Consider the following 26,799-nt stretch of genomic DNA (forward strand, 5'->3'; position numbering starts at 1 on the left):
GATGCGATGAAGTTGACCCTCCCCACCTGGCTCACCCTGCTGCGGATCCTGATGATCCCGGTGTTGGTACTGGTGTTCTACCTTCCCTACAAATGGACCAACTTCGCCTCCGCGGCGATCTTCGGCCTGGCCGCCATCACCGATTGGCTGGATGGCTGGATCGCCCGCCGCTACAACCTGGCGTCCGCGTTCGGCGCGTTCCTGGACCCGGTCGCCGACAAGCTGATGGTGGCCGTGGCGCTGTTCCTGATCGTGCAGGGCCATCCGACCGCGTGGATGGCGGTGTGGGCGGCGGTGATCGTCGGCCGCGAAATCGCCGTGTCGGCACTGCGCGAGTGGATGGCCGAGATCGGTCAGCGCGCCAAGGTGCGCGTGGCCCTGATCGGCAAGATCAAAACCACCGCGCAGATGGTGGCGCTGCTGTGCCTGCTGTACTCGGTAGCGCCGCATACGCCGATGCAGGACATCTGGATGGGCGTGCAGGTCTTCCACATCGGCGACTGGACGCTGGCCATCGCCTCGATTCTCACGTTGTTCTCGGGTCTGCAGTACCTGCATGCCGCTTGGCCGAGCCTGCGTGAAGACGAGCGCTTGGCCCGCGAAACCGCGCGTGCGAAAAAGAATGCGTAAGGGCTGTTGACACCTGCGCATTTGGTTGTAGAATTTCGCCTCCCAAGCGGGAATAGCTCAGTTGGTAGAGCGCAACCTTGCCAAGGTTGAGGTCGCGAGTTCGAGTCTCGTTTCCCGCTCCAGATACAGGTTTCCAAGGCGAAACATCGCGTTGGATGCCAACAGAAAAAAGCGACCGGAAGGTCGCTTTTTCTGTTTCTGCACTTGGCCCCGCTCGATCATGGCGAGGGGGCGGCCACGGCCCTGCAATCATCGCGGAAGGTCAGTCGTTCGTCGCGGATGCCGACGCAACGCTCCACCCGCCTGTCGCCCTGCATGGCCGCAAAGCCCGCCAGCCAAGGGGGCGGCAGGGGATGGAAGGCAGCTGCAGGGTCGGCACCCAGCTCCACGGCCTGCTCGATCGAGTGCAGGCAGCTCTGCAGCACCACGAAATCGTGCATGACCAGCGCGCCGTTGCGTACTGCAAGCAGCAGCAAACCGTCTTCCTGCCCTGCGCCGCAGTAGCCCATCGGGGCAGCGGGATTGGACGGCGCGCTGACGAACAGCAACACGCTGTTGTCGGGATCGGTGGCGAGGCGGTGCCGGCCGATCACCATCACGGTGTCTGATCTGGACAGTGCGTCGCGCAGTGTCGTGTTCACCCGGAGATCGGTTTCCCCGGACGCAGACAGCAGCCGCGCGCTGCCGTGGCTGCTGTCGATGCGCAGGCGTGCATCGCTGCCATCGGTCAGTGGCACGGTGATGGGCGCCGGCGCGGCCGTCGACGACAACGTGCAGGTGCCGGCGAGCAACAGCAACGCCACGCCCAGCCTGCGCCCCACATCGCGCTCGAACGTGCACGGCAACCGGCTCATCGCCCCCCTCCGGTCCGGACCTCGCACCAGGTGCGTGCATTGGTGTCATCGAAGCCGGGGCAGCTGTTGTGGATGGGGATGTACACGTAGGCGGCGTCTGGTCGATGAATGAAATGGTAGTAGTTGCGCCGATCCCGGCCGTATAGCCAGTAGTTGGATGAGCCCTGGTTGATCACGTAGGGCTCGAAAAAGAATATCGACGATTCGGCCGGGATGGCATTGCTGCCGTCCAAAAGCAGCATCATCGCGTTCGAGGCGAGTTGCGTTGAGAGGCTGCAGGTGAGCGCTGCTGCCAGCAGGGCGGCGGTGCACCAGCCGAGCCACGTGTTCAATCGGGCTTTCATGGCAGACATTCTTCCACGTGGCGGGCGTGGCCACATCCGCCCGTGCTACTTCATGCCCGCTTCACCGGCACTTCATGGCCTCCCCCTGCATGCATTCGATCCTGTGCCCCTCGACCGCACAGGACCCCCCGTTGATGGAGACGTCTTCTACCGCCTACGACTGGGACCTTGTCGTCGTCGGTGCAAGCTTCGCCGGCGCGGCCTGCGCGCTCGCTGCCGTCCAGTACGGCCTGCGGGTGTGCGTGCTGGAGCGCAAGGCCGATCCCGGCGCGCGCCTGCACACCACCGGCATCATCGTCAAAGAGGCCATTGAACAGACCTGGCTGGGCCGGGCGCCGGCCGAACTGCTGCAGCGGGTAGAGCGGGTGCGTCTGTATGCGCCCAGCCTGCGCAGCGTGCTGCTGGCGGCGCCGGGCTACTACTTCATGACCACCGACACGCCCAACCTGCTGCGCTGGCTGGCGGCCGAGCTGCGCGCCAATGGAGTGGACCTGCGCCTGCAGCAGCCGTTCACCCAGGCCCGGCGCGACGGGGATGGCTGGCAGGTGGAGGGAGCAGGGCGCACGCGGTATCTGATCGGTGCCGACGGTGCCACCTCGCGGGTGGCGCAGCGCACCGGGCTGGGCCGCGTGCAGGACAATCTATACGGCGTCGAGCAGGAGTTTGCCGGCGTCCAGCTGGCCGAAGCCGGGGCGCTGCACTGCTTTGCCAGCAAGCGCTTCGCCCCGGGTTACATCGGCTGGGCGGCGCAGAATCCGACCGGCGTGCAGATAGGGCTGGCGCTGCGCCATGATCCGACCCATGCACGGCAGCCCGATATGGAGGGATTTCTGCAGCATGTACGCGACGTGGTCGGCCTGCCGGCCGCAGCGGTTCCGACCGCCACGCGCGCCGGGCTGGTGCCGTGCGGCCTGCCCGACGGCCCGATCACCGCACCGGGGGTGATCCTGACCGGCGACGCGGCAGGCATCGTCTCGCCGCTGTCGGCCGGCGGCATTCATTCGTCCTGGCGGCATGGCTGGGCGATTGGTGATGCCGCCGGCCTGCACCTGCGCGGGAAGGGGCCGCCCGTAGAAGCGGTGGCACGCAAGGCGGCACCCACCTTCCGCCGCAAACGCCTGCTGCGCTGGGCGATGGACCACCTGCAGATGGATTGGCCGCTGGATCTGGTGCTGCACTCCGGCGCGATGCGGCGGGTGGCCGAACAGGTGTATTTCCATCGGCGCGGGATGCGGGTGTAGCGTCCCCGCGTTCCGATGAACAAGCATGTTGACGGCGTGAAGGAATCCCGACACAATAGCGCTCCTTCGACGCAGGTCGATGGGCCGGCAGCCTCCAGCACCTCACGGTGCGGTGCAGCCGGGGCAAGCGAAAGTCTGCGGGAATAGCTCAGTTGGTAGAGCGCAACCTTGCCAAGGTTGAGGTCGCGAGTTCGAGTCTCGTTTCCCGCTCCAGATTTCGACAGGGCCCCCTTGGGGCCTTGTTTTTCTCCGCGGTGGCACGCGGGCATCCTGATCGGCAATGCCGGCGGGGATGTGAAATAAAGTGTGAAAAGGCTGGTGTGTTACCTGCGGTTTCGGTAAGATACGCGCCTGATTTTGCGGGAATAGCTCAGTTGGTAGAGCGCAACCTTGCCAAGGTTGAGGTCGCGAGTTCGAGTCTCGTTTCCCGCTCCAAATCCTGACCAGGCCCCGTTCTCGGGGTCTTGTTTTATCGGGGTATCATTGCCCGGTAAGCTGTAGGGTCACCGGCCTGGTGGCAGAGTGGTTATGCACCGGACTGCAAATCCGTTGAGATGGGTTCGATTCCCGTCCAGGCCTCCAAATTGTTGACGCATGAAGCCCGCGAAAGCGGGCTTTATCGTTTCCGCCGGGTCGGGTCTCATCTGAACGCTTCAGTCAGGTGGTTTATCCGGACCGCTGAAAGTGACAGCATCTCCCTTCAATCCAAGGACACGCCCATGCCCCTTCGCGCGATTGCCTATGTCAGTGAGGCGTCGGCCGGCTTGTCCAGTACCGTGCTGGATACGCTGGTCGACGATGCCGCCCGCTTCAACACCGTGGCCGGCGTCACCGGCGTGCTGCTGTTTGATGGCGGCCGTTTCCTGCAGTACTTCGAAGGCCCGGAAGACGGCATGGCCGCCGTGCACGAGCGCATCCTGCAGGCCCGCAGCCACCATGGCATCGTGGAGCTGAGCCGGGGCCGCGTGCCCCAGCGCTACTTCCCGTTCTGGGGCATGCGCTGGCTGGGTGTCGAGCCGGCCCTGATCCGCCAGCTGTCGGCCGGCGACTGGGCCGGATTTGCACGCCGGGTCAATGACGGCGCGGCGGTAAGCACCGGTCTGGACCGGCTGCTCGACCTGCTGGCGCATACCGTGCCCGCGCCCCCGGCCATGCCGGCGGCGGCCCGGTAAATCGCCGCCACGGGCGCCCCGGTCTTCACCGCGCCGGCACGACCGGTTGACCACGATGCAGGCTCGTTCACTTCCGAGGTCCTGCCATGACATTGCCCCAGCTGTTTGCCGCCACCGGGGCGCCGGGTTCGTTCTGGGCGTCGCCCAGCAACGTGAATGGCGTGCTCTGGCTGGCGATCGGCCTGGCGGGCATCGGGTTCTCGCTGGTGCTGGCCAGGGCGCTCAAGCGTTTCAATGGGCTGGTATGGGCGCTGCTTGCAGTCGGGGTCGGCATCTGCGCCTACGGGATCTGGCGGCTGGCGTCCTAGCGCCGCCGCGGCTGCGGTTCTGACATCACGCTGTCAACATTGCCAGCCCATCCTGCCGGGGCGGAAAGGGCGGGGCGCATCTGAACCATTCAGCGATGTCCTCGCCAAAGTGCCTCATGCCGATTGACTTGGTGCGAGGACCGTGCAAATTTTGGGTGAAGCGCAAGTGAATCTGCACCACGCAGGGTGGTAGCTCGTCTCCGATGCAAGGCAAGTCCAAGGGAGGTCGTATGCACTACGACGTACATGACTTGGCAAATGGCGTGCGCACCGAGCTGGAAGCCAGTTACAGCAAACATGGCTGCGGCCCGGAATTCTGGACCACCTACCAGCAGGTGCTTGAGCGGTTGGTGCCCAAAGGGCGCAGCCGTACCCAGGTCACCAACGAATTGGCGTTGATCATCGAGCAGTTGGGGATCGTGCGGCGCGCCCAGATGGTGCCGCCACGCAGTACCCGCCTGCGCTGAGTTTCCGGTCGGGGGACCGGTGCCATTCGGGGGAATGGCGGCCGTGGGGCAAGGGGTCAGTGGTCTATAGCCGATGCAGTCCGACACCCAGCAGCACCAGCAGGGTGATCAATGCTGCGAGCGTGCGTGGCCGTAGCCAGCGCGTGCGGCGCTGGTCCATGTGGGCCGTGCTGGCATGGCGGAGCAGGCCTGCCGGGAACTGCCACGCGCGCATCTGCGTGTTGCAGGCGTCCACGCATGCACCGCAGGCGATGCAGTCTGCGTGCGGCCCACTGCGCACATCCAATGCCATCGGACACACGGCCACGCAGGCCCCGCACGCCACGCAGTCGCCCAGCCGGTCGGCGGGAAAGCGTGGCATCGGCCCGGCCAGCGCGGGATGCGCGGCGCGGAAGGCGTAATCGCTGGCGCTGACCGCATCCAGCAGGCCGCGGCCGCGCTGCATCACCGCGCCCAGCCCGGGCGCGCGCGGACCCCGCGGCTCGCCACGCCGTGCGTCGTACTGCACCTGCGGAGTGTGCGCGTCACACAGGCTCGGGCAGATCCGCGCGAACGGACACAGGTCGATGCAGACCTGCTGGCGCAGGAAGCCGGCGTTGCCCCAGGTGGCCAGCGCGTAGAACGCGACCCAGAAGGTTTCCCAGCCGCTCCAGGCCGGCGGCCACAGGGCGCTCACCAGCGCCTGCATCGGGCTGAACAGGCCCACGAAGGTCACCCCGGTCCACAGCGCCACCACTGCCCACAGCAGGTGTTTGGCCGCGCGGGCCAGCGCCGGATGATGCAGATGGCGCGCCGTGGCCTGCTCGATCCAGCGGAACAGACGGCTCCACAGGGTCTGCGGGCAGCCGTGGCCGCACCACACCCGCCCGGCCAGGGAGGTCAGCAACACCAGGCTGGTGGCCATCACCGCCAGCAGCCCCAGCAGAACCCCCAGGTCCTGCGGCCACAGGGTCAGCCCGAACAGGTCGAAGCGGCGCCCGGGCAGGTCGAAGAGCAGCGCCTGGCGACCGTTCCAGCGCAACCACGGCAGTGCGTAGAAGGCGGCCAGCAGGACCGCCGACAACAGCGGACGCCAATGCGGCACCCGCCCTCTGCGCGTCGGCGGAACCGGCGGCGGGGCAGGGTCGACCAGATGCAGGTGAAGGCGGTCTGGCATGGTCACCCCAACAGCTCGTCGTCATCGTCGCGGCGCGGCGGCCGGGACAGGTACCAGGTCAGGCCGCTGGCAGCGGCGGTTACCGCCCAGAACATGAAGAAGCCCAGCGTGTAGCCCAGCTCACGGCTCAGTGCGTGCTGTGGAAAGCTGATGTCGCGCAGCCGCAGCGGATCCACAATGGCGAAGAACACCATGCTGGCCACGCCTGCGGCCACGAAGCTGGGCCACAGGATGGCGCCCCATTGCTGGATCAACAGCCGGCGGCGGCGGGCCCCGGGCGGGTCGTGCAGGTCGGTCATTGCAGCCACGGTCAGTGTTTGACTCACAGACTAGAGCGCACCCACTGCGCCGACATTGATCCTGATCAAGACGCCGCACCGCCTGCGCGCGCATGCTCTTTACCACGCGCAGCACCCCACCGGCCGTAGAGAAACCGCATGCAGCATCCGCCCGCCACCCCGTTGCCCACGCCATCGCTGGACCTGTGCAGCGAGCAGGAGGTCACCCGGCTGGTGCATGACTTCTACGCGCGCGTGCGCGAAGAACCGCGCCTGGCCCCGGTGTTCACCGCCCGCGTGCACGACTGGGATGCGCACCTGGCGCAGTTGGTCGATTTCTGGTCGGCGATGCTGCGCGGTACGCGTCGCTTCAGTGGCGCCCCGATGCCCAAGCACATGGCCATGGACGAGCTGGACCGGGACCTGTTCGACCGCTGGCTGCAGCTGTTCCGCCAGACCACCGCCGAGTGCGCCAACCCGCCGATGCAGCGCCTGGCCGATGACGTGGCCACCCGGATTGCCGATACCTTCTGGCGCCGCTTCCAGATGCTGCGCTGGCCGCAGCTGCCCATCGCCGGCGCCGCGCGCCTGGATTGATCTGGCTCAATGCGCGCGGCGCCGCCTGCGCGCACGCTGGGGGCATGGATATCCTCTCGCCTGCTGCCGCCGGGCTTGCCTGGCACTTCGACCCGGACCTGCTGCGCCGCCACGACCGGCCCGGCCCGCGCTACACCTCCTATCCGGCTGCCCCGCATTTCCACGACGGCTTCGGCGCGCACGAACTTCGCGCGGCCATCGGCGCCAGCAATGCCGGCGCCCGTCCGTTGTCGCTGTACGTGCACGTGCCGTACTGCAGCAGCCCGTGCTTCTACTGCGGCTGCAACCGGGTGATCACCCGCGATCACAGCAAGGGCGTGGCCTATGTGGCGCGCGTGCTGAGCGAAGCGGACCAGATCGCGCCGCTGTTCGATGACGCGCGCGAGGTGATCCAGCTGCACCTCGGCGGCGGCACGCCCAACTTCCTCGCCGCCGCGCAGCTGCGCGAACTGGTCGATGGGCTGCGCGAGCGGTTCCGCTTCAGCACCGCTGCACACCGTGACTTTTCCATCGAACTGGACCCGCGTTTCGTCAGCCCTGCGGACATCGCCACGCTGGCCGCGCTTGGCTTCAACCGGGCCAGCCTGGGCATCCAGGACTTCGACCCGGTGGTGCAGCGGGCGATCAACCGCGAGCAGGGCGTCGAGCAGACCCTGGACATCCTGCGCGCCTGTCGTGCGCACGGGCTGCGCTCGGTCAACGTGGACCTGATCTACGGCTTGCCGCACCAGACCCCGGCCGGCTTCGCGCAGACCCTGGAAACCGTGCTGCGCGAGCGACCGGACCGGCTGGCTGTGTACGGCTATGCGCACCTGCCGCACCTGTTCAAGGCGCAGCGGCAAATTCCCGATGCGGCGCTGCCCAGCCCGGAGCAGAAGCTGGCCCTGTTGGGGCTGGCGGTGCGGCGCCTGTCGCTGGCCGGGTACCAGTACGTGGGCATGGACCATTTCGCGCTGCCCGACGAAGACCTGTCGCAGGCGCAGCGTGCCGGCCAGCTGCACCGCAACTTCATGGGGTACACCACCCATGCCGACACCGACCTGGTGGGGCTCGGCGCCAGCGCGATCAGCCATATCGGTGACAGCTACAGCCAGAATCCGCGCGACCTGCCGGGCTGGGAAGCGGCGGTGGATGCAGGGCGGTTGCCGGTGTGGCGCGGCCTGCAGCTGGATGCAGACGATGTGGTGCGCGCCGAACTGATCGGCCAGCTGATGTGCCAGGGCGAGGTGGACGGTCGCGCGCTGGCCACGCGCCATGGGCTGGATTTCGACCACTACTTCGCCGATGCACTGGTGGCGTTGCAGGCATTGCAGCACGACGGCCTGGCCGAGTATGCCGACGGCGTGGTGCGCGCCACCGAACGTGGCCGCCCGCTGCTGCGGCTGCTGGCGATGTGCTTCGACCGCTACCTGGCACGCCCGGACCAGCCGGTGCGCTACTCGCGCGCCATCTGAGGGCGGTGTCACCGGCGCAGTGATGCGCGTGTAGTACCCTCCGCTGGCCTTGGCCAGTGGATTGCTGCATGAAGAAAATGCTGTATTTCTGGGCAGCGTACCTGCTGTTTTTCGCCCTTCCGTTCCCGTGCATCCTGTACTACAGCATCGGCTACCCGGTCGATGCGGCCGACCGCACGTCGCCGGCCATGGCCACCGTGTGGCTGGGGCTGTCGATCCTGCTGTGGGCGCTGCTGGCGGTGGCCTACGTGCATACGCTGTTGCGGGCACCCTTCCGCGCACAGGCGCGCACCCAGGCGATCCAGCGTGCCGCGATCCGCCGCCGCGCACGCGTGGTGCAGGCGCAGGATACCGGGCGGATGCGGCGGGGGTGGCGCGTGTGGAACCTCACCCTGGCTTTCGACAATCTGTCCGGCACGCCGATCCAGGACCAGATGCTGGCGGTGGACAGCCAACCGCACCTGCAGCGCTTCGTGGCCGACAACCAGCTCGATGCGCTGCTCAGCGATGATCCGGGCGGGTATCCCAACGTGGTGCTGGAAGGGGCCATGCCGGAGGTCGACCGGGGCCGGCTGCTGCGCCGCGCGCTGATTGGCGTGCTGCTGCTGGCTGCGCTGGCCGCCTACTACGCCTGGTGCTGGAACGACGCGGGGCAGGGGAACGGGCAGGGCTGGACGTTCCTGGCCCCGTGGCATCCGCTGCTGGTCATGCCGGCCTGCCTGTGCGGCTATCTGGTGCTGGGCCGCCTGTTCACCCGCATGGTGGGCATCGACCGGCGCGCCGACGCTCTGAACTACCGCGGCATCGGGGTCGAGGCCCGGGTACTGCACGTGCGCCAGACCGGCGCCGAGGTCAACGCCCAGCCGCAGCTGGAGTTCCAGCTGGCCTTCGAGGACCGGCAGGGCACCACCCACACGGCCACCCTGCGCAAGGTGGTGAGCCTGCTGGACCTGCCCCGGGTGCCGCGTGAGCACGCGCGCATCCTGTACCACCCCGATGACCCGTCGCAGGTGCTGATGCCGGACCTCTGAAACGCCCGCGCATTCCCAAACCGGGCGCGATCAGGCACCCTATGCCCCGCGTTGCCCGGATGGCGAAACTGGTAGACGCATCGGACTTAAAATCCGCCGGAGGCAACTCCATGCCGGTTCGATTCCGGCTCCGGGCACCAACGCTGGACAGGCGGCGCAACGCCGCCGGGTCCGCGCCGATTACCGTTAGCATGGGCGCTCCCTTGCCAGCCTGCGCCGCCGCCATGCTTACCCTCCATATCGGCAACAAGAACTACTCGTCCTGGTCGATGCGTCCGTGGGTGCTGATGACCCAGGCGGATATCCCATTCGATGAAGTGCTGCTGCGGTTCGACAGCTTCGATCCCGGCTCGCAGTTCAAGCGGCAGGCCATGGCGCTGTCGCCGTCGGGCACGGTGCCGGTGCTGGTGGATGGCGACCTGGTGGTGTGGGACACGCTGGCGATCGCCGAGTACCTGGCCGAACGTTTCCCCGACCGCGCGCTGTGGCCGCAGGCGGTGGAGACGCGTGCCCTGGCGCGCAGCGTGTGCGCGCACATGCACAGTGGATTCGGCGCGCTGCGCCAGCATTTTCCGATGAACATCGAGGCCGTGCTGCCGGAGGTGGGCGCACGCGTGCTGCGCGAGCAGCCGGCCGTGGTGGAAGATCTGCAACGCCTGCAGGCGTTGTGGGAAAACCTGCTGGCGCGCCACGACGGCCCGTTGTTGTTCGACCGGTTCAGTATCGCCGATGCCTTCTTCGCGCCGGTGGTGATGCGCCTGACCACCTATGCGGTGCCGGTCAGCCCACGCGTGCAGCGCTACGTGGAGGCAGTGCTGGCGCTGCACGGCGTGCAGCAGTGGGTGGCGGGGGCGCTGGCCGAACACGACTTCCGCCCGTTCGAGGAGCCGTACCGGCAGGCGCCCCACGTGCGCGACGGCAGTGAGTGACCGTCGCCGGTGCACCGCCAGGGGCGCCACGCAGCAATGACCCTGGACGCCCTGTTCAACCAGCGCATCGCGGTGTTCGTGCAGGGTGGGCCGCCTGCGCGCGCGCCGGGGCCGCTGTTCCATGTCGAGGACGACGGGCAGCCCGGGCGTTGGCACCTGTCGGCCCGTGACCACCATGGCCGTCCGATCCCACTGGTGCGCTGGCACGACGTGATCCGGGTGCCCGCGCTGGCGCGCCGCATGGCCGACCGTGGCTACACCGATGCGGATCTGCATGCGGTGCTGCTCATGGTGACGCGGGTAGCGAACCTGTTCGCCGTTGACGCCGGGCAGCGCAGCAACAAGGAGTACGCCCTGTTCGGCCACGTGCTGCACCTGTTGACGCTGACGCAGCAGACAGACGAACACCTGGCGCTGCGAAATCACGCGCTGTACTTCCTGCTGTTCGAGCTGGATATCGACGATGAGACACGGGACCGCGTCCACGTCGGCGAAGGAGGTCTGCTGTTCACTGCCGAGCGGCTGGGCCCGCACCCGCTGTCGGTGGCCGTCGGCGCGATGCATGACTGCCTGGTACGCCCAGGCCGGCGTTTCGCACCGTTCCTGCAGGTGGTCCGCGCGTTTCACCTGGGCTGGGTGCACTGGCTGGAAACGCCAGCGCCGCAGCCCTGGCGCCTGGCCCTGGACGAACCCGATGCCGCCTTGGCGCATCCGGATGTCTTCCTGGCGACGCTGCGGGACGACGAAACGCGCATCTTCGACGCGCTGTTCGATGCGACGTCACCCCAGGCGAGTCCGGCGGCGGGATTGGTGTCTCGCCTTGTGCTGATGCACTACGGCCAGCATGTGCTGCGCCACACGCCCGAGGCGGCGCTGCGGCTGCGCGACTACGTGGGCGACGCAACGCGCTTTTCGCAGGTGCTATGCGCGCTGGTCACGCAGGGCGCGGTGCCGGATCGGGGCCGGTTCGACGCGCTGGGGCTGGGCGGCTGCCTGGAAGGCGTGCCTGCAGATCGCGTTGCGAGCAGTTGACCGGGCCGGTCAGCGCGAGGCGGGTAGCGGCCCCGCACCCAGGGCAAGCAGGGCGTGCGCGTACTTCTGCGTCAACCGCTGCACCACTTCCACCGGCAGGTACTGCAGCCGCGCCGGATCGCTGTTGTCGGCAATGTCGGCCAGCTTGACCTTGCGCGCCAGCGGGTTGCGCGCAATGGCGGCGTAGTAGTCGTCTGCCGGTACCTCCTTGCGCCGGGTCAGGCAGGCGACCGCCGCGCGGATGTGGGCGGGGAACTGCTCCACCTCGGCCGCGAAGTCCGGGCAGTCTTCCACCACGTCATGCAGCCAGGCCACCGCTTCTGCGTCGGCGTCGCCACGCACACGGGCGGCCACGCGCGCGACATGACCGATGTACGGGTGGCCGGCCTTGTCGATCTGGCTGGCATGGGCGCGGCGCGCCAGCGTCTCGGCACTGCGAAGGGTATCGATGGCACGTTCTCCTGGGGACCGATGGCTGCATTATGCGGGCAGCGGCCAAACGCAAACTTTACGCAGGCCCGCCGATGTCCCCGTAGGCTGCGTTCGACCCCAACACAGGCAAGGCAGCATGGCGAGCGCGGCACGGGCAGGGAAGGCGGTGGCGGTACTGGCACTTGCGGTGTGGTGCGCGGTTGCCGCGCAGGCCCAAGTCCCCACGGATGGCCCGGCGGTGGTGGACCTGGCGCCGGTGGTGGTGTCCGGTGTGCAGCCCGGTCCGGGTATGTGGAAGGTGACCGGCAGCGACGGCCATGCACTCTGGATTCTGGGCACGGTGTCACCGTTGCCGGCCAAGCTGGATTGGCGTGCCGATGAAGTCCAGGCGGTGATCGCCAGCGCCGATGAAGTGCTGGGGCCGCCCGGCTGGAAGGTCGACGCCGATATCGGCGTGTTCAAGGGACTGACCCTGCTGCCCTCGGCGATGAAGGCCGCGCACGATCCGCAGGGCCGGCGCTTGGACGAGATCCTGCCGGCGGCGCTGTATGCGCGTTGGCTGACGCTCAAGCAGCGCTACATGGGGCGCGACCGCGGCGTGGAGAAGGACCGGCCGCTGGTGGCGGCCGCACGCCTGTATGGCGATGCGTTGAAGTCGGTGGGGCTGGGGGGCGGCACGCCGGTAACCCGCGTGCTCGAGAAGGCCTACAAGGCACGGGGGCTGAAGCCGGTGCCAACCCGGGTGGCGATCCGGGTGGAGGACCCGCGCGCGGCGTTGAAGGAAATGCGGAGCAGCACCCTGGCCGATGCCGCGTGCTTCCAGCGCACGTTGGATGTGGTGGAACACCAGCTGCCGCTGCTGGTTGAGCGGGCCAACGCCTGGGCCGTAGGCGACACCGAGGCGCTGCAGCACCTGGCGGTGCAGAGCCAGTACGACGCCTGCGTGGGCGCGATTGCCGACAGCGAGTTCGGGCGCCGTCGCGGCCTGGCCGGGGTGGACCAGCAGGCGGCGGACAAATGGGTGCAGATGGCGCGGGCCGCGCTGGGGCGCAACGCAACCACCTTCGCGGTGGTGCCGGTGGCGTTGCTGGTGCAGCCCGGTGGCTATCTGGCACGCCTGCAGCAGGCCGGGTTCGAGGTCCAGGCGCCCTGAGCCTGCGACAAGCGGACGCACGCCTGCCGGTGCCGCGACACCCCGTCATCATCTATCTACACCTGCAGGTTCGTGGCATAGTCCAAGCAGTTCTCAGGGGAGTTCTGACTGCATGCCGTTGCGTGCGATCGCCTACACCAGCGTCGCCTTCGAAGGGATTCAAGCATCGGATATCGATCGCATCCTTGCCGCGGCGACAAGCTTCAACAAGGTCGCCGGGGTCACCGGCGTGCTCATGTTCGACGGCACCCGTTTCCTGCAGTATTTCGAAGGTCCCGAAGACGGCGTCGATTCGGTGTACCAGCGTGTCCTGAATTCACGCAGCCATCTGTTCCTGCGTGAGCTGGCGCGTGGCGCGGTCCTGACCCGCCACTTCCCCCGCTGGACGATGGCCTCGGCGGCGATCGAACCGCAGGTGCTGACCGCCATGATCGAGACCGCGTGGGAGGGCTTCAGCCCTGCGGCGCCCATCGAAGGCCACGGTCGGCTGGGGTTCGCCCGCCTGCTGGAACTGTGGACCGGGGTATCGGGTGAACTGGAACCGGCCGCGGTCACGCTGGGCTCGTAACGCAACCGTTCGTTTCCCGTAACAAGAACATCACGGGTCCGCGCCTACTATCTCTCTACCAGCTGTGACCGGTCCTGCGGAAACCCCGCCAGGCTGTCTGAAAGGGTAGTAACCGCAGCTGGACCATTTGTTGGCCGTCGTCCGTACTCTCCGCGGGCGGCGGCTTTGTTCTTTGTGGCAGGCCGCTTCCCGCGTTAGGCTATGGCCTTCGCTTTCCGGCACCGCCCCCCATGAGTCATTCCGCCCCCTTGCCGCTCCCCACCTGCCGTTGCTGCCTGCCCCCGGGGCGCGGTTGATGGCCGCTGGCGCAGAGGGTGCAGGCGCGCCGCACATCGCGGTGATCGGGCTGGGCTATGTGGGCCTGCCGCTGGCCGTTGCGTTCGGTGCACGCCAGCCAACACTGGGATTCGATATCGACCACGCGCGCGTCGAGGAGCTCCAGCGGGGCCATGACCACACCCTGGAAATGGAACCGCACGAGCTTGCCGCGGCACGGCACGCCCGTTACACCGCGGACCCCGCGGCGCTGGCCGCGTGCACGATCTACATCGTGACGGTGCCCACGCCGATCGATGCGTTGGAGCAGCCGGACCTCGGCCCATTGCGGAGCGCGTCTGCGCTGATCGCCGCCGTGCTCAAGCCGGGCGATCTGGTGATCTACGAATCCACCGTCTACCCGGGGACCACCGAGGAAGTGTGCGTGCCGCTGCTGGAAGCCGGTTCCGGGCTGCGCTTCAACCACGATTTCCATTGCGGCTACAGCCCCGAGCGGATCAACCCCGGCGACCGCCAGCGCCGCCTGCCCGACATCCGCAAGATCACGTCCGGTTCAACCCCCGCGATCGCCGCGCAGGTCGATGCGCTGTACGCGACCATCATCACCGCCGGCACCTGGCCGGCCCCGTCGATCCGCGTGGCCGAGGCCGCCAAGGTCATCGAAAACATCCAGCGCGACGTCAACATCGCGCTGGTCAACGAGCTGGCGTTGATCTTCGACCGGCTCGGCATCGATACCCAGGACGTGCTGGATGCAGCGGGCAGCAAGTGGAACTTCCTGCCGTTCCGGCCGGGCCTGGTCGGTGGCCACTGCATCGGGGTGGATCCTTACTACCTGTTGCACAAGTCCGAAAGCGTGGGCTACCACCCGGACCTGATCCACACCGCGCGGCAGGTCAACAACCGGGTCGGCGCACACGTGGCCCAGCGCGTACTGGCGTTGCTGGCGGGGCGCGGCAAGGCGCCAGCCGGTGCCCGCATCCTGGTGCTTGGCGTGACCTTCAAGGAAAACTGCCCGGACCTGCGCAACAGCCGCGCGCTGGAGCTGGCGCAGTCGTTGCAGGCGGCCGGTGCGCGGGTGGACGTGCAGGACCCGTGGGTGGGGCCGGCGGTATTGGCGGGCAGCGGTGTGCACTGGGTGGAGCGGGCGGATCCCGGCGCGTTCGATGCCGTGGTGCTGGCCGTGGCCCACGACGAGTTCCGTGCGTTCGACGCCGCCACCATCCGCGCGCTGCTCACTCCGGACGGGGTGGTGTACGACGTCAAATCGGTCTGGCCACGGGACGTTGTCGACGACCGGTTGTAGACTCGAATGCGTTATTGATCGAGGAAAGCCATGCATCGTTACCTGGTCTACGTGCTCGCCATCCTGTTGTTGCCGGTCTGCCTGTGGCTGGCCACGATCTGGCCCGCCTGGTACTGGGGCGTCGGCGGCACCCTCGCGCTGGTGGTGCTGGGCACCTGGGACCTGTTGCAGAAGCGCAGCACGCTGCGCCGCAACTACCCGGTGATGGCGCATTTCCGCTACGGGCTCGAGTCGATCGGTCCGGAAATCCGCCAGTATTTCGTGCAGAGCGACCTGGAGGACGTGCCGTTCTCGCGGCAGCAGCGCGCGCTGATCTACCAGCGCTCCAAGAACGAAATGGACGTGGTGCCGTTCGGCACGCTGCGCAGCACCTATGCGGTGGACTACGAGTGGATCAACCACTCGCTGGCCCCGACCGAGATCGCGCACAGCGATTTCCGCGTGCTGATCGGCCCCAATTGCGCCAAGCCGTATTCGGCCAGCGTGTTCAACATCTCGGCGATGAGCTTCGGCTCGCTGTCGGCCAACGCGATCCGCGCCCTCAACGAAGGCGCGCGCCGCGGCAGTTTCTACCACGACACCGGCGAAGGTTCGATCTCGCCCTATCACCGCGAGATGGGCGGCGACCTGGTGTGGGAGATCGGGTCGGGCTACTTCGGCTGCCGCGATGACGCGGGTGGTTTCAGCGAAGAGAAGTTCGTGGCCAATGCCAACACCGATCAGGTGAAGATGATCGAGATCAAGCTGTCCCAGGGCGCCAAGCCCGGCCATGGCGGCGTGCTGCCGGCGGCCAAGGTCAGCGCGGAAATCTCGGTCACCCGGGGCGTGCCGATGGGCGTGGATTGCGTGTCGCCGTCCAAGCACTCGGCGTTCAGCACGCCGGTGGAGCTGCTGCAGTTCGTGGCCCGCCTGCGCGAACTGAGCGGGGGCAAGCCGGTCGGGTTCAAGCTGGCCATCGGCCATCCGTGGGAGTGGTTCGGCATCGCCAAGGCGATGCACGAGACCCAGCTGCTGCCGGACTTCATCGTGGTCGACGGTGCCGAAGGCGGCACCGGCGCGGCGCCCGCCGAGTTCATCGACCACGTCGGCGTGCCGATGCACGAAGCACTGCTGCTGGTCCACAACACGCTGGTGGGCCTGGACCTGCGCGACCGGATCAAGGTAGGCGCGGCCGGCAAGGTCACCAGCGCGTTCGAGATCGCACGCACCATCGCGCTGGGCGCGGACTGGTGCAATGCCGGGCGCGGCTTCATGTTCGCGCTGGGCTGCATCCAGTCGCTGAGCTGCCACAGCGACAAATGTCCCACCGGTATCGCCACCCAGGACCCGCACCGCTGGCGCCACCTGGATGCCGCCGACAAGGCCACCCGCGTGCACAGTTACCACGACAACACCGTGCGCGCGCTGCGCGACCTGCTGTGTGCGGCCGGCTTGAACCACCCGTCGGAACTGGGCCCGGAGCACATTCTGCGCCGCGTATCGCCGGTGGAGATCCGCTCGCTGGCGTCCTTGTACCGCTATCTGGCGCCGGGCGAACTACTGCGGCAGGTACCCGACCACGCGGTGTTCCATGATTACTGGAGCGATGCGCGCAGCGATTCGTTCCAGCCGCCCGCGCGGATCCAGGCGCTGCGCACGAGCAAGTCGCGGTGATGGCCGGAACCGTCGGCGAGGGCGAGGCTGCCGGCCAGCGCCCGTCGCTACGGGTAGGGACGGCCGAAGAGGCCGAGCGGCTGTGGGCGCTGCGCACCCGCTGCGTGCGTGAGCTGTGCAGTGCGGCCTATCCGCCGGAGGTGATCGCGCCGTGGGCCGCCTCGCCGCCGCCGGCGCAGTACCGTGGCCTGATCGGGCAGGGCGGGTGCGTGGTGGCCGAAGACGGGGCCGGGCAGCTGCTGGGGTACGGCATCTTCGATGCAGCAGGCAATGAAATCGATGCGCTGTTCGTCGACCCCGATTGTGGCGGGCGCGGCATTGGCCAGATGCTGATGCAGGCCCTTCAGGCCTTGGCCGATCCCGGCAGACCCTTGGTGCTGTCGGCCTCGCTCAACGCGGTCCCGTTCTACCAGCGCTGTGGCTTCCGGGCGCTGCGCGAGGAAAGCTACCCCCATCCCAGCGGCATCGCGCTCGCCTCGGTGCGCATGCAACGCCCCTGAGCCGGGCTGGCCGCTGGGGACGCCGTGCGGGTGGTGCCGGCCGCTGGGGATGCCGTGCAAGGTAGTGCCGGCCGCTGGCCGGCTCCCCGAGCTGCCCAAAGCACACTGTAGTGCCGGCCGCTGGCCGGCTCCCCGTGATGCCCAAAGCACAAGTTAGTGCCGGCCGCTGGCCGGCTCCCCGTGATGCCCAAAGCACAAGGTAGTGCCGGCCGCTGGCCGGCTCCCCGGGATGCCTGAAGATCTACATGGAGCCGGCCAGCGGCCGGCACTACCCGGGCGTGTCGGGTGTACATGGAGCCGGCCAGCGGCCGGCACTACCCGGGCGTGTCGGGTGTGCATGGAGCCGGCCAGCGGCCGGCACTACCCGGGCGTGTCGGGTGTGCATGGAGCCGGCCAGCGGCCGGCACTACCTGGGCGTGTCGGGGTGTGTCTGGAGCCGGCCAGCGGCCGGCACTACCCGGGTTCGGCGTGGGACGCTTACCGGGCCTGCAGGTACGCGATGACGCCGCGACCGGCGCGCAGCCCGCTGGCAAAGCAGGCGGTCAGCAGGTAGCCGCCGGTGGGCGCTTCCCAGTCCAGCATTTCGCCGGCGCAGAACGTACCCGGCAGGTCGCGCAGCATCAGCTGCGCGTCCAGCGCCTCCAGGCGGACGCCGCCGGCGGTGCTGATGACTTCGGCGATCGGGCGCGGGCGCAGCAGTGACAGCGGCAGCCGCTTCAGCGCGGCCGCGATGCGGTCGGCGGGCAATTGGCCGGCGTCCTTGCCCAGCACTTCGAACAACAGCGCCGACTTCACCCCGCCCAGGCCCAGCTGGCGGCGCAGGTGTTCACCGAAGCTGCGGCCCTGGCGGGGACGCTGCAGCTTGTCCAGCAGCTGCGCCTCGGTCTGGCCGGGCAGCAGGTCCAGATGCAGCGTCACCGCGCCATCGCGGGCGAGGGTGTCGCGCAGGTCGGCGGCCATCGCATAGACCAGGCTGCCTTCGATGCCGTCGGCGCTGATCACGCACTCGCCCTGCAGCGTGCGCGGCTGCCCATCCAGCGCGACCCAATGGGCCACCAGCGGCTTCAACGGCGCACCGGCCTGGCGCTCGCGGAAGTACGCGGTCCAGTCGACGTCAAACCCGCAGTTGGCCGGTTGCAGCGGCGCCATCTCAATGCCGCGCGCGGACAGCGGTGCCACCCAGGCGGCATCCGAGCCGAGCTGTGGCCAGCTGCCACCGCCCATCGCCAGCACCACGGCATCGGCCTGCACGGTGACCTCCCCCTCAGGCGTTTCAAAGCGCAGGGCGCCGTCGTCCGCCCAGCCGGTCCAGCGATGCTGCACATGCAGGCGCACGCCCTGTTCCTTCAGGCGGCGCACCCAGCCACGCAGCAGCGGGGCGGCCTTGCGGTCCACCGGGAACACCCGGCCGGAACTGCCCACGTAGGTCTCCACGCCGAAACCCAGCGCCCAGTCGCGCAGCGCCTGGCCATCGAAATCGGCCAGCCATGCGCCCACCTCGGCGGCCCGCTCGCGGTAGCGCGCCACGAACACGTCGTGCGCATCGGAGTGGGTCAGGTTCAACCCGCCCTTGCCGGCGATCAGGAACTTGCGCCCGGGCGAGCCCTTGGCCTCGTACACATCGACCTGGTGGCCGGCGGCGCGCACGGTTTCGGCCGCCATCAGCCCGGCCGGGCCACCGCCAATGATCGCCACACGTCGCGTGGCAGTGCTGGAAACGGTCATGCGGGCCAATCAGCGCGGGGTGACGTCGAGCAGTTCAACATCGAACACCAGCGACGAACCGGGCCGGATCGGTCCGGCACCACGGTCGCCGTAGCCGTACTCGGCGGGAATCATCAACGTGCGCTTGCCGCCCACCTTCATCCCGGCGAAGCCTTCATCCCAGCCCTTGATGACCTGGCCCTTGCCGAGGTCGAAGCTGAAAGGCTCGCCACGGTCGACCGAGCTGTCGAACTTGTCGCCGTGTTTGTCGGCGGTGCGTTCGTCGTAGATCCAGCCGGTGTAATGCACGGTCACTTTGCTGCCGGGCGTGGCTTCGGCGCCGGTACCCGGCTGGGTGTCGATCTTCTCGAACCGGGCGATGCTGCCGCCCGGCGGCGGGCCGGGCGGGGTGCAGCCGGCAAGCGCCAGCAGCATCAGGGGGGCAAGCAGATAGGAGGGCAGGCGGCGCATGGCGGCTCCGGATCGCAAAAACGGGACGCAAGGGTAGCGCATCGCCGGGCGCTATCATGGGCGCATGTCGAAACTGCTGCTCAACCTGCGCAATGTCGCGGACGATGAAATCCAGGACGTGATCGCCCTGCTGGACCAGGCGGGCATCGCCCATTACCGCACCGAGCCCAGCCCGTGGGGCATCTCCTGGGGCGGGATCTGGATCCGCGACAATGAGGACCTGCCGCGCGCCAAGGCCCTGATGGCGCCGTACCAGGAAGCCCGCGGGGTGCGCGTGCGGGCCGAGCGCGAGGCGGCGCTGCGTGATGGCACCGCCGAAACCTTCGGGAGCCTGCTGCAGCGCCGGCCGCTGTTCGTGATTGCGGTGCTGCTGGGCATGATCGCCGCAGCGGCGCTGGTGTTCCTGCCGTTCGTGCTGCTGCGCGGCTGAACCGCCGGCGGCCCGCGGTCCGGCAGCGTGGCGGCCGGCATTTATACTGCGCGGATGATCGCCAATACCGCCGCCTACCATTTCACCCCCATCGCCGACCCTGAGGCGCTGTGCGCCACGCTGCTGGAGCGCGCCACCGCCGCTGGCCTGCGCGGCACCATTCTGGTGGCGGGCGAGGGCATCAACCTGTTCCTGGCCGGCGCTGAAGCCGGCATTGCCGATTTCTACGCCGCCCTGCACGCCGACCCGCGCTTTGCCGGGCTGCGGGTGAAAACCAGCTACAGCCAGATGCAGCCGTTCGCGCGGCTCAAGGCCAAGGTCAAGCCGGAGATCATCAGCTTCCGTATCGACGACGGCCAGCCGCTGGCGTATCCGCGCGCCCCGTCGGTGGACCCGGCCACGGTGCAGCGCTGGCTGCGCCAGGGCCATGACGATGCCGGCAAGCCGGTGGTGATGCTGGACACCCGCAACACCCAGGAAATCGCCTACGGCACCTTCCAGGATGCGCTGGTGCTGCCGATCACCAAGTTCACCGACCTGCCCGATGCATTGGCGCCGCACCGCGAGGCGCTACGCGACAGCACCGTGGTCAGCTTCTGCACCGGCGGCATCCGCTGTGAAAAGGCCGCGTTGTGGATGCGCAACGACGGCATGGACAACGTGCTGCAGCTGGACGGCGGCATTCTGGGCTACTTCGAGGCCGTCGGCGGCGACGGGTACGAGGGCCGGTGCTTCGTGTTCGACGAGCGCGTGGCGCTCGATGCGCAGTTGCAGCCGCTGGTCGATCAACCCGGTACCGAAGCCGCCTGAGCGCCGCTTGCAGGGCAGGGCGCGGCGCTACCGGCGGCCGGAAGGCACCCTCACGAAGCCGAACCGCAGGAATCAGCATCCCGCCACCGGCACTGGCGGGGGGCGGTGGCCAGCCCCATCTGGAAGGGATGACTTCTGGACGGAACCCCTCCATGCAACTGTCGATTCTTGATCTGGCCCCCGTCTGCGAGGGCAGTGATACCACCCAGGCCTTCGCCAACATGCTGGACCTGGCCCAGCACGCCGAGGGCTGGGGCTACCACCGCTACTGGCTGGCCGAGCACCACAACATGCCGGGCATCGCCAGCGCCGCCACCGCCGTGTTGATCGGCCACGTGGCCGGCGGCACCCGGCGCATCCGCGTGGGCGCCGGCGGCATCATGCTGCCCAACCACTCGCCGCTGCAGGTGGCCGAGCAGTTCGGCACGCTGGCCTCGCTCTACCCCGACCGCATCGACCTGGGCCTGGGCCGCGCGCCCGGCACCGACCAGCCCACCGCGCGCGCCCTGCGCCGCTATTTCGACAGCGCCGACCAGTTCCCGCAGGACGTGCGCGAACTGCTGCATTACTTCGAGCCGGCACAGGCCGGCCAGGCGGTGCGCGCGGTGCCCGGTGCCGGCATCCCGGTGCCGGTGTGGCTGCTGGGCTCCAGCCTGTTCAGCGCGCGCCTGGCCGCCGCGATGGGCCTGCCGTTCGCGTTCGCGTCGCACTTTGCGCCCGATGCGATGGACGAGGCGCTGGCCGTGTACCGCCGCGAGTTCCGCCGGTCGCAGTACCTGGAGGCGCCGTATGCGGTGCTGGGCATCAACGTGGTGGCGGCCGAGTCCGAGGCGGAGGCCAAGCGCCTGTTCACGACCCAGCAGCAGAGCTTCGTCAACCTGCGCCGCGGCAAGCCGGGGCTGATTCCGCCGCCGATCAACGACATCGAAGACTTCTGGCAGCCGCATGAAAAGCTGGGCGTGCAGAACGCACTGGCCTGCGCCGTGGTCGGCGACGTGCGCCAGGTGGGCGAGGGGATGGCGGCGTTCGCTGCGCGCCACAAGCCCGACGAGCTGCTGCTCACGGCCAACATCTTCGATCATGCCGCGCGCAAGCGCTCGTTCGGGCTGGCGATGCAGGCGTGGAAGGCCAACGCGTAGGGCCAGCGCCACGGGTCCGCGCGAAGGTTGCGTGACCGCACGGTTCACGCTGCCGTGGCTGCCGATCGGCTGTGATGGGAGCTCCCGTTTCAGGAGCTAGTTCCATGGCAGAACACGACCGCCAACAGCACATCAAACAACTGGCGGGCATGATCCGCGATGTCGACATCGCCATGTTCACCACCGTCGGTGTCGACGGCCGGCTTTACAGCCGTCCGCTCGGCACGCAGGAAGTCGAGTTCGATGGCGACCTCTGGTTCGCCACCGAAGCCGACAGCCCCAAGGTGGCCGAGATCGCGCTCAACCCGCGCGTCAACGTGTCCTATTCGTCGCCCTCGGGCAACACCTACGTTTCCGTCGCGGGCACCGCGCGTCTTGTCGATGACCGCGCGAAGATCGAGGAACTGTGGTCGCCGGCGATGAAGCTGTTCTTCCCCGGTGGCAAGGACGACCCCAACCTGCGCCTGATCCACGTCAGCGCCGAATCGGCCGAATACTGGGATGGCCCCGGCGGCCTGCTCGGCAGTGCGCTGTATTTCGTGTTGTCGGCCGTCACCGATGACCCGGGTGCGTTGTCCGACACCGGTACGGTGGATCTCAAGCCCGGGGCGTGAGTGCCGGGTGATCTCCGGGCAGCCGACCAACGGTCGGCTCTACCAGGGGAGGGCGCCGGCCGTTGGTCGGCGCGCAATCGGCGCGTCCCCGAATCGTCGGCAGGCGCCAACCGTTGGTCGGCGCGCTCCGGCGCGCCCCTTAGAACCAGCGCTGGACCTGCTCCAACGTGTAGCTCACCAGCTGCCCGGAACTGAAGCCGAAGAACAGCACCGCGGCCAGTGCGCCGATCCAGTTCAACAGCATCAGCATGCCGTCGCGTTCCAGCAGCGCCAGCGCGAACAGCAGCAGCTGGAAGCCGAACAGATAGTTGGTGAACGGGATCGGCAGCGACAGCAGCACCGCTACCAGGATCAGCAACAGGCCGGTCAGCGCGTGCGCCAGCCGTGGCACCAGCAGGGCGGGCAGGCGCGGCTTCAGCAGCTTGTCCAGCCGCCGCAGGGCGCCGTCGATACGGGCCAGGAAACGGTGCATCGTGCCGCGCTTCGGGCCGCGGTTGGCAATGAACTTCGGCAGCCACGGCCGGCGCAGGCCGAACAGCATCTGCCCGCCGATCAGCAGGATCAGCGGGCCACTTACCGCGCCGCCCACGCCGGGGATCGGGATGAACGCCGGCAGGATCGCCACGAACAGGAACACACCGAACGCGCTCTGCTGCAGGTCCTGCAGAATGGTGCCCAGCAGCAGCCGCTCCTCCGGGTCGCCGTGGTCGAACATCGCCAGCAACGTGCGGATGCCTTCGTTGCGGTACGCCGGCCGTCCCTCGTCCGGCGGCGGTGGATCAGCCGGTGAGTTCATCGGTCTCTTCTTCGGACAGCGTGCGCAGCAGCAGCTTGTCCACCCGCGCACCGTCCAGGTCGACGATCTCGATGCGCCAGCCGGCCCAGTCGAAATACTCGCCCGCGTGCGGAATGCGTCCGAAGAAGTGGATGCACATGCCAGCCAGCGTGTAGTAGTCGCCGTCCTCGGCGTCGGGCAGTTCGGCGTTGCCCATCAGTTCGCGCAGGTCTTCGATCGACAGCGAACCGTCCACCAGGTAGGAGCCGTCCTCGCGGGTCACCACCAGGGCGTCCTCGTCCACGTTCTCCACCGACTGCAGGCGGCCGACCACCGCGCCCATCAGGTCGCTGATGGTGACCAGGCCCTGGATCTCGCCGTATTCGTCCACCACCAGCGCCATCGACTGCTGTTCCTCGCGGAAGATCTCCAGCAGCTTCATCGCATGGGTGGATTCGGAGACATACAGCGGCTCGCGCAGCTGCTGGAACAGCGAATGGTCATCGCGCACCAGGCGCGTCACCAGGCTCTTCACTTCCAGCACGCCCACGATGTCCTGGTCGTTGTCCCGGTACACCGGGTACCGCGAGAACTCGTTCTCGCGCATCGTGGCGATGTTCTTCTCCGGGTCGGCCACGGTGTCCAGCCAGGCGATCCGGTTGCGCGGGGTCATCAGGCTGTCGGCGGTCCGGTCGCCCAGGCGCATCACCCGGTTCATCATGTCGCGCTCGTGCGCGTCGATGACGCCGGCCTCGTGGCTTTCGGCCACCAGCATGCGGATCTCTTCTTCCGTCACCGATGCGGCCTCGTCCTTGCCCAGGCCCAGCACCCGCAGCACCAGCCGGGTGCTGTGCGACAGCAGCCACACCGCCGGGAAGGCGATCCGGGACAGCCAGCCCATCGGCCAGGCGACCAGCCCGGCGATGTCCTCCGAGCGGGTGATCGCCAGCCGCTTGGGCACCAGTTCGCCGAAGATCAGCGTCAGGAAGGTGATCAGCGCCACGGCCAGTGCCTTGCCCACTTCACTGGCATAGGCAAAGGCGGGGAAAACGCTGTGCAGCCACTCGGCGATGGCCAGGCCGATCGCCTCGCCGCCGAAGACACCGGTCAGGATGCCGATCAGGGTGATCCCGATCTGCACCGTGGACAGGAAGCTTTCGGGCTTTTCAGACAGTTCCAGCGCGCGTGCGGCGCGCTTGCTGGTGCCGGCCATCTGCTTGAGGCGGCTCTTGCGCGAGGTCATGACCGACATCTCGGACATGGCGAAGAAGCCGTTGAGCAGGATCAGGGCCAGGACAATAATCAGTTCAAACACGGGCGTCGTCCCCGGTTGGTGGCAGGGAGGGCGTGTTCAAGCGATGGCGGCTACCGTAGGGCGCGTGAGCGCGGCGGTGCGGCGGGGGGTAAGGGTCGTCGTCCATAGAGTGCGCCCGAAGGCGCCCGCGCATCTTAACAAAAGGCCGGGGCAGGTAAGCAAACAGAGTCGTTCAGGCAGGCCCTTGGCGGCGTGAAGACAGGGGGGAGTACCCGGAATGGACATCAAACCGTCATAATTCCGCCCGGTGCCGTCCTTCCTCGACGGCGAATAGGTTTCTCAATGTTCTCTCTGCAGACCATTTTCGGCTCCGGCAAACAGTTCTACACCCTGCTGGACGAGGCTGCCCAGGCCGCCCAGGACAGCGCCAAGGCGCTGCACGCCATGCTGCGCGATTCCGACCGCCAGCCGGCGCTGGACGCCTTCAAGCTGGCCCGCCTGCGCGAACGTGCCGCCTCGGACAAGATCAGCCGGGCCCTGGTGGACAGCTTCATGACCCCGATCGAGCGCGAGGACATCGAAGCGCTGGGCTCGGCCCTGTACAAGATTCCCAAGCAGGTCGAGAAGTTCGCCGACCGCTACTCGCTGGCCACCGCCCACCTGGAGCACATCGATTTCGCGCCGCGCGCGGCGATGCTCGAGCAGGCTGCCAGCGTGGTGGTGGAGATGGTCAACGACCTGCGCCACATGAACCTGGACCGGATGACCGCGCTCAACGAGAAGCTGCGCTCGCTGGAGAATGAAGCCGACCGCCTCATGCTCGAGCTGTACCGCGACATCTACTCCGGCCGCCTGGACAACCTGCAGATGTTCCTGCTCAAGGAGTTCTTCGAGATCCTGGAAAAAGCCATCGACCGTTGCCGCGAGGCCGGTGTGGTGGCGTACCAGATCGTGCTGAAGAACAGCTGACGGACGCCACAGCATGCTGACCCTTGTCCTGGTGGTGATCCTGGCCGCGCTCGTCTTCGAGTTCATCAACGGCTTCCACGACACCGCCAACTCCATCGCCACCGTGGTGGCGACCAAAGTGCTCTCGCCCGGTTGGGCGGTGATGCTCGCGGCCTTCATGAACCTCATCGGCGCCCTGACCGGCACCGCCGTGGCGCTGACCATCGCCTCGGGCCTGCTCAACACCAACGTGGTCGATGTGACCCCGCAGGTGATCCTGTGCGCGCTGCTGGGCGGCATCATCTGGAACCTGATCACCTGGTGGAAAGGCCTGCCCTCGTCGTCCTCGCACGCCCTGATCGGCGGCCTGTGCGGCGCCGGCCTGGCCGCGGCCCACAACAACTGGGATGCGTTGATCTGGTCCGAGCGGATCGGCACCTGGGCCCAGAACAAGGGCCTGTTGTGGAAAGTGTTCCTGCCGATGATCACCTCGCCGGTGGCCGGCTTCCTGCTGGGCATCGTGGTGATGCTGCTGCTCTGGGCGATCATCGCCGGCATGGCCAAGGCCGGTGGCTGGCTCGGGCGCCTGGCGCGTCCGCGCATCGTCAATGCGTTCTTCGGCAAGGCCCAGATCGTGTCGGCGGCCTACATGGGCTTCGCCCACGGCCACAACGACGCGCAGAAGACCATGGGCATCATCGCCATGACCCTGATCGGCGCCGAGGCGACCGGTGCGCTGAACGACCTGCCGTCGTGGCTGGCCTTCATGCATCCGCAGGCCAGTGCCGGTGACGGCATCGCCATGTGGATCGTGTTGACCTGCGCGGTGGTGATGGCGGCTGGTACGGCGTCGGGTGGCTGGAAGATCATCAAGACCCTGGGTCACAAGATGGTCAAGCTGCACCCGATCCACGGCTTCGCCGCCGAGACCAGCTCGGCCACGATCCTGACCCTGGCGGCGCATTTCGGCATGCCGGTCTCGACCACGCACAGCATCTCCACCGCGATCATGGGCGTGGGCTACGCCAAGAACCCGCGTTCGCTGCGCTTCGGCGTGATCGAGCGCATCGTCTGGGCCTGGATCCTCACGATTCCGGCGGCAGGCGGCTGCGCGTACCTGATCCTGCGCCTGTTCGAACTGTTCGGCTGGGCGTAGCTCCCCCCGTAGAGCCGGGCTCTGCCCGGCTGCCAAGCTGCCCGGCTGCCACGAAAAACCCGCCGAAAGGCGGGTTTTTTAATAGAAAGCAGGCAGGGTCGCGCCCCCCGCGCAGC

30 protein-coding genes and 5 tRNA genes are annotated in these 26,799 nt (G+C 67.9%); 26 read left to right on the forward strand and 9 right to left on the reverse strand.

Annotation, left to right across the window (positions count from 1 at the left end):
• Positions 1–6 precede the first annotated feature (6 nt).
• Together pgsA and ABIA71_RS00790 are read left to right on the forward strand one after the other, a co-directional pair.
• Positions 7–630 (forward strand): CDP-diacylglycerol--glycerol-3-phosphate 3-phosphatidyltransferase, encoded by a 624-nt coding sequence (gene pgsA, locus ABIA71_RS00785; RefSeq protein ID WP_128095903.1) that lies wholly within the window; start codon positions 7–9, stop codon positions 628–630.
• Between the two features lie 46 nt (positions 631–676).
• Positions 677–752 (forward strand) — tRNA-Gly (locus ABIA71_RS00790).
• 96 nt (positions 753–848) lie between these two features.
• On the opposite strand, the gene ABIA71_RS00795 is transcribed toward ABIA71_RS00790, so the two are convergent.
• Together ABIA71_RS00795 and ABIA71_RS00800 are read right to left on the reverse strand one after the other, a co-directional pair.
• The gene (locus tag ABIA71_RS00795; RefSeq protein WP_354282348.1) at positions 849–1,484 is read right to left on the reverse strand and encodes a hypothetical protein; all 636 of its coding nucleotides are present in this window, start codon (positions 1,482–1,484) and stop codon (positions 849–851) included.
• Positions 1,481–1,828: a hypothetical protein gene (locus tag ABIA71_RS00800; RefSeq protein ID WP_354282350.1), complete on the reverse strand. Its 348-nt coding sequence runs from the start codon at positions 1,826–1,828 to the stop codon at positions 1,481–1,483. The genes ABIA71_RS00795 and ABIA71_RS00800 overlap by 4 nt, the downstream gene beginning before the upstream one ends.
• 134 nt (positions 1,829–1,962) lie before the next feature.
• On the opposite strand from ABIA71_RS00800, the gene ABIA71_RS00805 reads away from it, so the two are divergent.
• From ABIA71_RS00805 to ABIA71_RS00835, 7 genes are all read left to right on the forward strand, one after another.
• The gene (locus tag ABIA71_RS00805) at positions 1,963–3,069 is read left to right on the forward strand and encodes an NAD(P)/FAD-dependent oxidoreductase (protein ID WP_354282351.1); all 1,107 of its coding nucleotides are present in this window, start codon (positions 1,963–1,965) and stop codon (positions 3,067–3,069) included.
• Between the two features lie 137 nt (positions 3,070–3,206).
• Positions 3,207–3,282: transfer RNA gene (locus tag ABIA71_RS00810), tRNA-Gly, on the forward strand.
• 146 nt (positions 3,283–3,428) lie between these two features.
• A tRNA-Gly gene (locus tag ABIA71_RS00815) sits at positions 3,429–3,504 on the forward strand.
• Positions 3,505–3,577: 73 nt separating this feature from the next.
• Positions 3,578–3,651, forward strand: a tRNA-Cys gene (locus tag ABIA71_RS00820).
• Positions 3,652–3,788: 137 nt separating this feature from the next.
• On the forward strand, positions 3,789–4,241 hold the full coding sequence (locus tag ABIA71_RS00825) for a BLUF domain-containing protein (protein ID WP_354282352.1): 453 nt from the start codon (positions 3,789–3,791) through the stop codon (positions 4,239–4,241).
• A gap of 86 nt (positions 4,242–4,327) precedes the next feature.
• The gene (locus ABIA71_RS00830; RefSeq protein WP_354282353.1) at positions 4,328–4,549 is read left to right on the forward strand and encodes a hypothetical protein; all 222 of its coding nucleotides are present in this window, start codon (positions 4,328–4,330) and stop codon (positions 4,547–4,549) included.
• A 230-nt stretch (positions 4,550–4,779) separates the two neighbouring features.
• Positions 4,780–5,016: a hypothetical protein gene (locus ABIA71_RS00835; RefSeq protein WP_128095908.1), complete on the forward strand. Its 237-nt coding sequence runs from the start codon at positions 4,780–4,782 to the stop codon at positions 5,014–5,016.
• Between the two features lie 64 nt (positions 5,017–5,080).
• On the opposite strand, the gene ABIA71_RS00840 is transcribed toward ABIA71_RS00835, so the two are convergent.
• Entirely contained in the window at positions 5,081–6,172 is a 1,092-nt protein-coding gene (locus tag ABIA71_RS00840) for a 4Fe-4S dicluster domain-containing protein (RefSeq protein WP_354282355.1), read from the reverse strand.
• A gap of 2 nt (positions 6,173–6,174) precedes the next feature.
• On the reverse strand, positions 6,175–6,471 hold the full coding sequence (locus tag ABIA71_RS00845) for a hypothetical protein (protein ID WP_354282357.1): 297 nt from the start codon (positions 6,469–6,471) through the stop codon (positions 6,175–6,177).
• A gap of 138 nt (positions 6,472–6,609) precedes the next feature.
• Here ABIA71_RS00845 and ABIA71_RS00850 point away from each other — a divergent pair, with 138 nt between their 5' ends.
• From ABIA71_RS00850 to ABIA71_RS00875, 6 genes are all read left to right on the forward strand, one after another.
• Positions 6,610–7,047, forward strand: a complete 438-nt coding sequence (locus ABIA71_RS00850) for a group III truncated hemoglobin (RefSeq protein WP_354282359.1) — start codon at positions 6,610–6,612, stop codon at positions 7,045–7,047.
• A 44-nt stretch (positions 7,048–7,091) separates the two neighbouring features.
• The gene (hemN, locus tag ABIA71_RS00855; protein ID WP_354282361.1) at positions 7,092–8,501 is read left to right on the forward strand and encodes an oxygen-independent coproporphyrinogen III oxidase; all 1,410 of its coding nucleotides are present in this window, start codon (positions 7,092–7,094) and stop codon (positions 8,499–8,501) included.
• Positions 8,502–8,569: 68 nt separating this feature from the next.
• The gene (locus ABIA71_RS00860; protein WP_354282363.1) at positions 8,570–9,532 is read left to right on the forward strand and encodes a hypothetical protein; all 963 of its coding nucleotides are present in this window, start codon (positions 8,570–8,572) and stop codon (positions 9,530–9,532) included.
• Between the two features lie 53 nt (positions 9,533–9,585).
• Positions 9,586–9,672, forward strand: a tRNA-Leu gene (locus ABIA71_RS00865).
• An 84-nt stretch (positions 9,673–9,756) separates the two neighbouring features.
• Complete coding sequence (locus tag ABIA71_RS00870) at positions 9,757–10,461, forward strand: glutathione S-transferase family protein (protein ID WP_354282365.1); 705 nt, start codon at positions 9,757–9,759, stop codon at positions 10,459–10,461.
• Positions 10,462–10,497: 36 nt separating this feature from the next.
• The gene (locus ABIA71_RS00875; protein ID WP_354282367.1) at positions 10,498–11,493 is read left to right on the forward strand and encodes a hypothetical protein; all 996 of its coding nucleotides are present in this window, start codon (positions 10,498–10,500) and stop codon (positions 11,491–11,493) included.
• 9 nt (positions 11,494–11,502) lie between these two features.
• On the opposite strand, the gene ABIA71_RS00880 is transcribed toward ABIA71_RS00875, so the two are convergent.
• On the reverse strand, positions 11,503–11,847 hold the full coding sequence (locus ABIA71_RS00880; protein WP_502960561.1) for a phosphohydrolase: 345 nt from the start codon (positions 11,845–11,847) through the stop codon (positions 11,503–11,505).
• Between the two features lie 214 nt (positions 11,848–12,061).
• Here ABIA71_RS00880 and ABIA71_RS00885 point away from each other — a divergent pair, with 214 nt between their 5' ends.
• From ABIA71_RS00885 to ABIA71_RS00905, 5 genes are all read left to right on the forward strand, one after another.
• Positions 12,062–13,078: a TraB/GumN family protein gene (locus ABIA71_RS00885; protein WP_354282369.1), complete on the forward strand. Its 1,017-nt coding sequence runs from the start codon at positions 12,062–12,064 to the stop codon at positions 13,076–13,078.
• A 112-nt stretch (positions 13,079–13,190) separates the two neighbouring features.
• Entirely contained in the window at positions 13,191–13,646 is a 456-nt protein-coding gene (locus ABIA71_RS00890) for a BLUF domain-containing protein (protein ID WP_354282371.1), read from the forward strand.
• 295 nt (positions 13,647–13,941) lie between these two features.
• Positions 13,942–15,228, forward strand: a complete 1,287-nt coding sequence (locus ABIA71_RS00895; RefSeq protein WP_354282373.1) for a nucleotide sugar dehydrogenase — start codon at positions 13,942–13,944, stop codon at positions 15,226–15,228.
• Positions 15,229–15,258: 30 nt separating this feature from the next.
• Positions 15,259–16,881: an FMN-binding glutamate synthase family protein gene (locus ABIA71_RS00900; protein ID WP_038689193.1), complete on the forward strand. Its 1,623-nt coding sequence runs from the start codon at positions 15,259–15,261 to the stop codon at positions 16,879–16,881.
• Positions 16,881–17,381, forward strand: coding sequence for a GNAT family N-acetyltransferase (locus ABIA71_RS00905; protein WP_354282376.1), 501 nt, complete (start codon positions 16,881–16,883; stop codon positions 17,379–17,381). Before ABIA71_RS00900 ends, ABIA71_RS00905 begins: the two co-directional genes overlap by 1 nt.
• Before the next feature lie 477 nt (positions 17,382–17,858).
• Here the strand turns inward: ABIA71_RS00905 and ABIA71_RS00910 are convergent, their stop codons facing one another.
• Positions 17,859–19,106 carry a TIGR03862 family flavoprotein gene (locus ABIA71_RS00910; protein ID WP_354282379.1) on the reverse strand — a complete coding sequence of 416 codons (1,248 nt, stop codon included), beginning with the start codon at positions 19,104–19,106 and terminating at the stop codon, positions 17,859–17,861.
• 9 nt (positions 19,107–19,115) lie between these two features.
• Positions 19,116–19,556: an FKBP-type peptidyl-prolyl cis-trans isomerase gene (locus ABIA71_RS00915; RefSeq protein ID WP_354282381.1), complete on the reverse strand. Its 441-nt coding sequence runs from the start codon at positions 19,554–19,556 to the stop codon at positions 19,116–19,118.
• Positions 19,557–19,620: 64 nt separating this feature from the next.
• On the opposite strand from ABIA71_RS00915, the gene ABIA71_RS00920 reads away from it, so the two are divergent.
• The 4 genes from ABIA71_RS00920 to ABIA71_RS00935 all read left to right on the forward strand — a co-directional run bounded on the left by ABIA71_RS00920 (position 19,621) and on the right by ABIA71_RS00935 (position 22,549).
• Positions 19,621–19,986, forward strand: a complete 366-nt coding sequence (locus ABIA71_RS00920; protein WP_354282383.1) for a DUF6164 family protein — start codon at positions 19,621–19,623, stop codon at positions 19,984–19,986.
• A gap of 54 nt (positions 19,987–20,040) precedes the next feature.
• Positions 20,041–20,796, forward strand: a complete 756-nt coding sequence (locus ABIA71_RS00925) for a sulfurtransferase (RefSeq protein ID WP_354282385.1) — start codon at positions 20,041–20,043, stop codon at positions 20,794–20,796.
• A 152-nt stretch (positions 20,797–20,948) separates the two neighbouring features.
• Positions 20,949–21,935: an LLM class flavin-dependent oxidoreductase gene (locus ABIA71_RS00930; RefSeq protein ID WP_354282387.1), complete on the forward strand. Its 987-nt coding sequence runs from the start codon at positions 20,949–20,951 to the stop codon at positions 21,933–21,935.
• 104 nt (positions 21,936–22,039) lie between these two features.
• Positions 22,040–22,549 carry a pyridoxamine 5'-phosphate oxidase family protein gene (locus ABIA71_RS00935; protein WP_313424632.1) on the forward strand — a complete coding sequence of 170 codons (510 nt, stop codon included), beginning with the start codon at positions 22,040–22,042 and terminating at the stop codon, positions 22,547–22,549.
• 139 nt (positions 22,550–22,688) lie between these two features.
• Here the strand turns inward: ABIA71_RS00935 and ABIA71_RS00940 are convergent, their stop codons facing one another.
• Both ABIA71_RS00940 and ABIA71_RS00945 read right to left on the reverse strand, forming a co-directional pair.
• Entirely contained in the window at positions 22,689–23,345 is a 657-nt protein-coding gene (locus ABIA71_RS00940) for an exopolysaccharide biosynthesis protein (RefSeq protein WP_354282388.1), read from the reverse strand.
• The gene (locus ABIA71_RS00945; protein ID WP_128096694.1) at positions 23,329–24,639 is read right to left on the reverse strand and encodes a hemolysin family protein; all 1,311 of its coding nucleotides are present in this window, start codon (positions 24,637–24,639) and stop codon (positions 23,329–23,331) included. Before ABIA71_RS00945 ends, ABIA71_RS00940 begins: the two co-directional genes overlap by 17 nt.
• A gap of 282 nt (positions 24,640–24,921) precedes the next feature.
• Here ABIA71_RS00945 and ABIA71_RS00950 point away from each other — a divergent pair, with 282 nt between their 5' ends.
• Both ABIA71_RS00950 and ABIA71_RS00955 read left to right on the forward strand, forming a co-directional pair.
• Complete coding sequence (locus ABIA71_RS00950) at positions 24,922–25,548, forward strand: DUF47 domain-containing protein (protein ID WP_354282390.1); 627 nt, start codon at positions 24,922–24,924, stop codon at positions 25,546–25,548.
• A 13-nt stretch (positions 25,549–25,561) separates the two neighbouring features.
• Entirely contained in the window at positions 25,562–26,683 is a 1,122-nt protein-coding gene (locus ABIA71_RS00955; RefSeq protein ID WP_038689173.1) for an inorganic phosphate transporter, read from the forward strand.
• Positions 26,684–26,799 lie beyond the last annotated feature (116 nt).

The sequence above is a fragment of the Stenotrophomonas sp. 2619 genome, from assembly GCF_040548725.1.
In the GTDB taxonomy this organism is placed as follows: domain Bacteria; phylum Pseudomonadota; class Gammaproteobacteria; order Xanthomonadales; family Xanthomonadaceae; genus Stenotrophomonas; species Stenotrophomonas maltophilia_AP.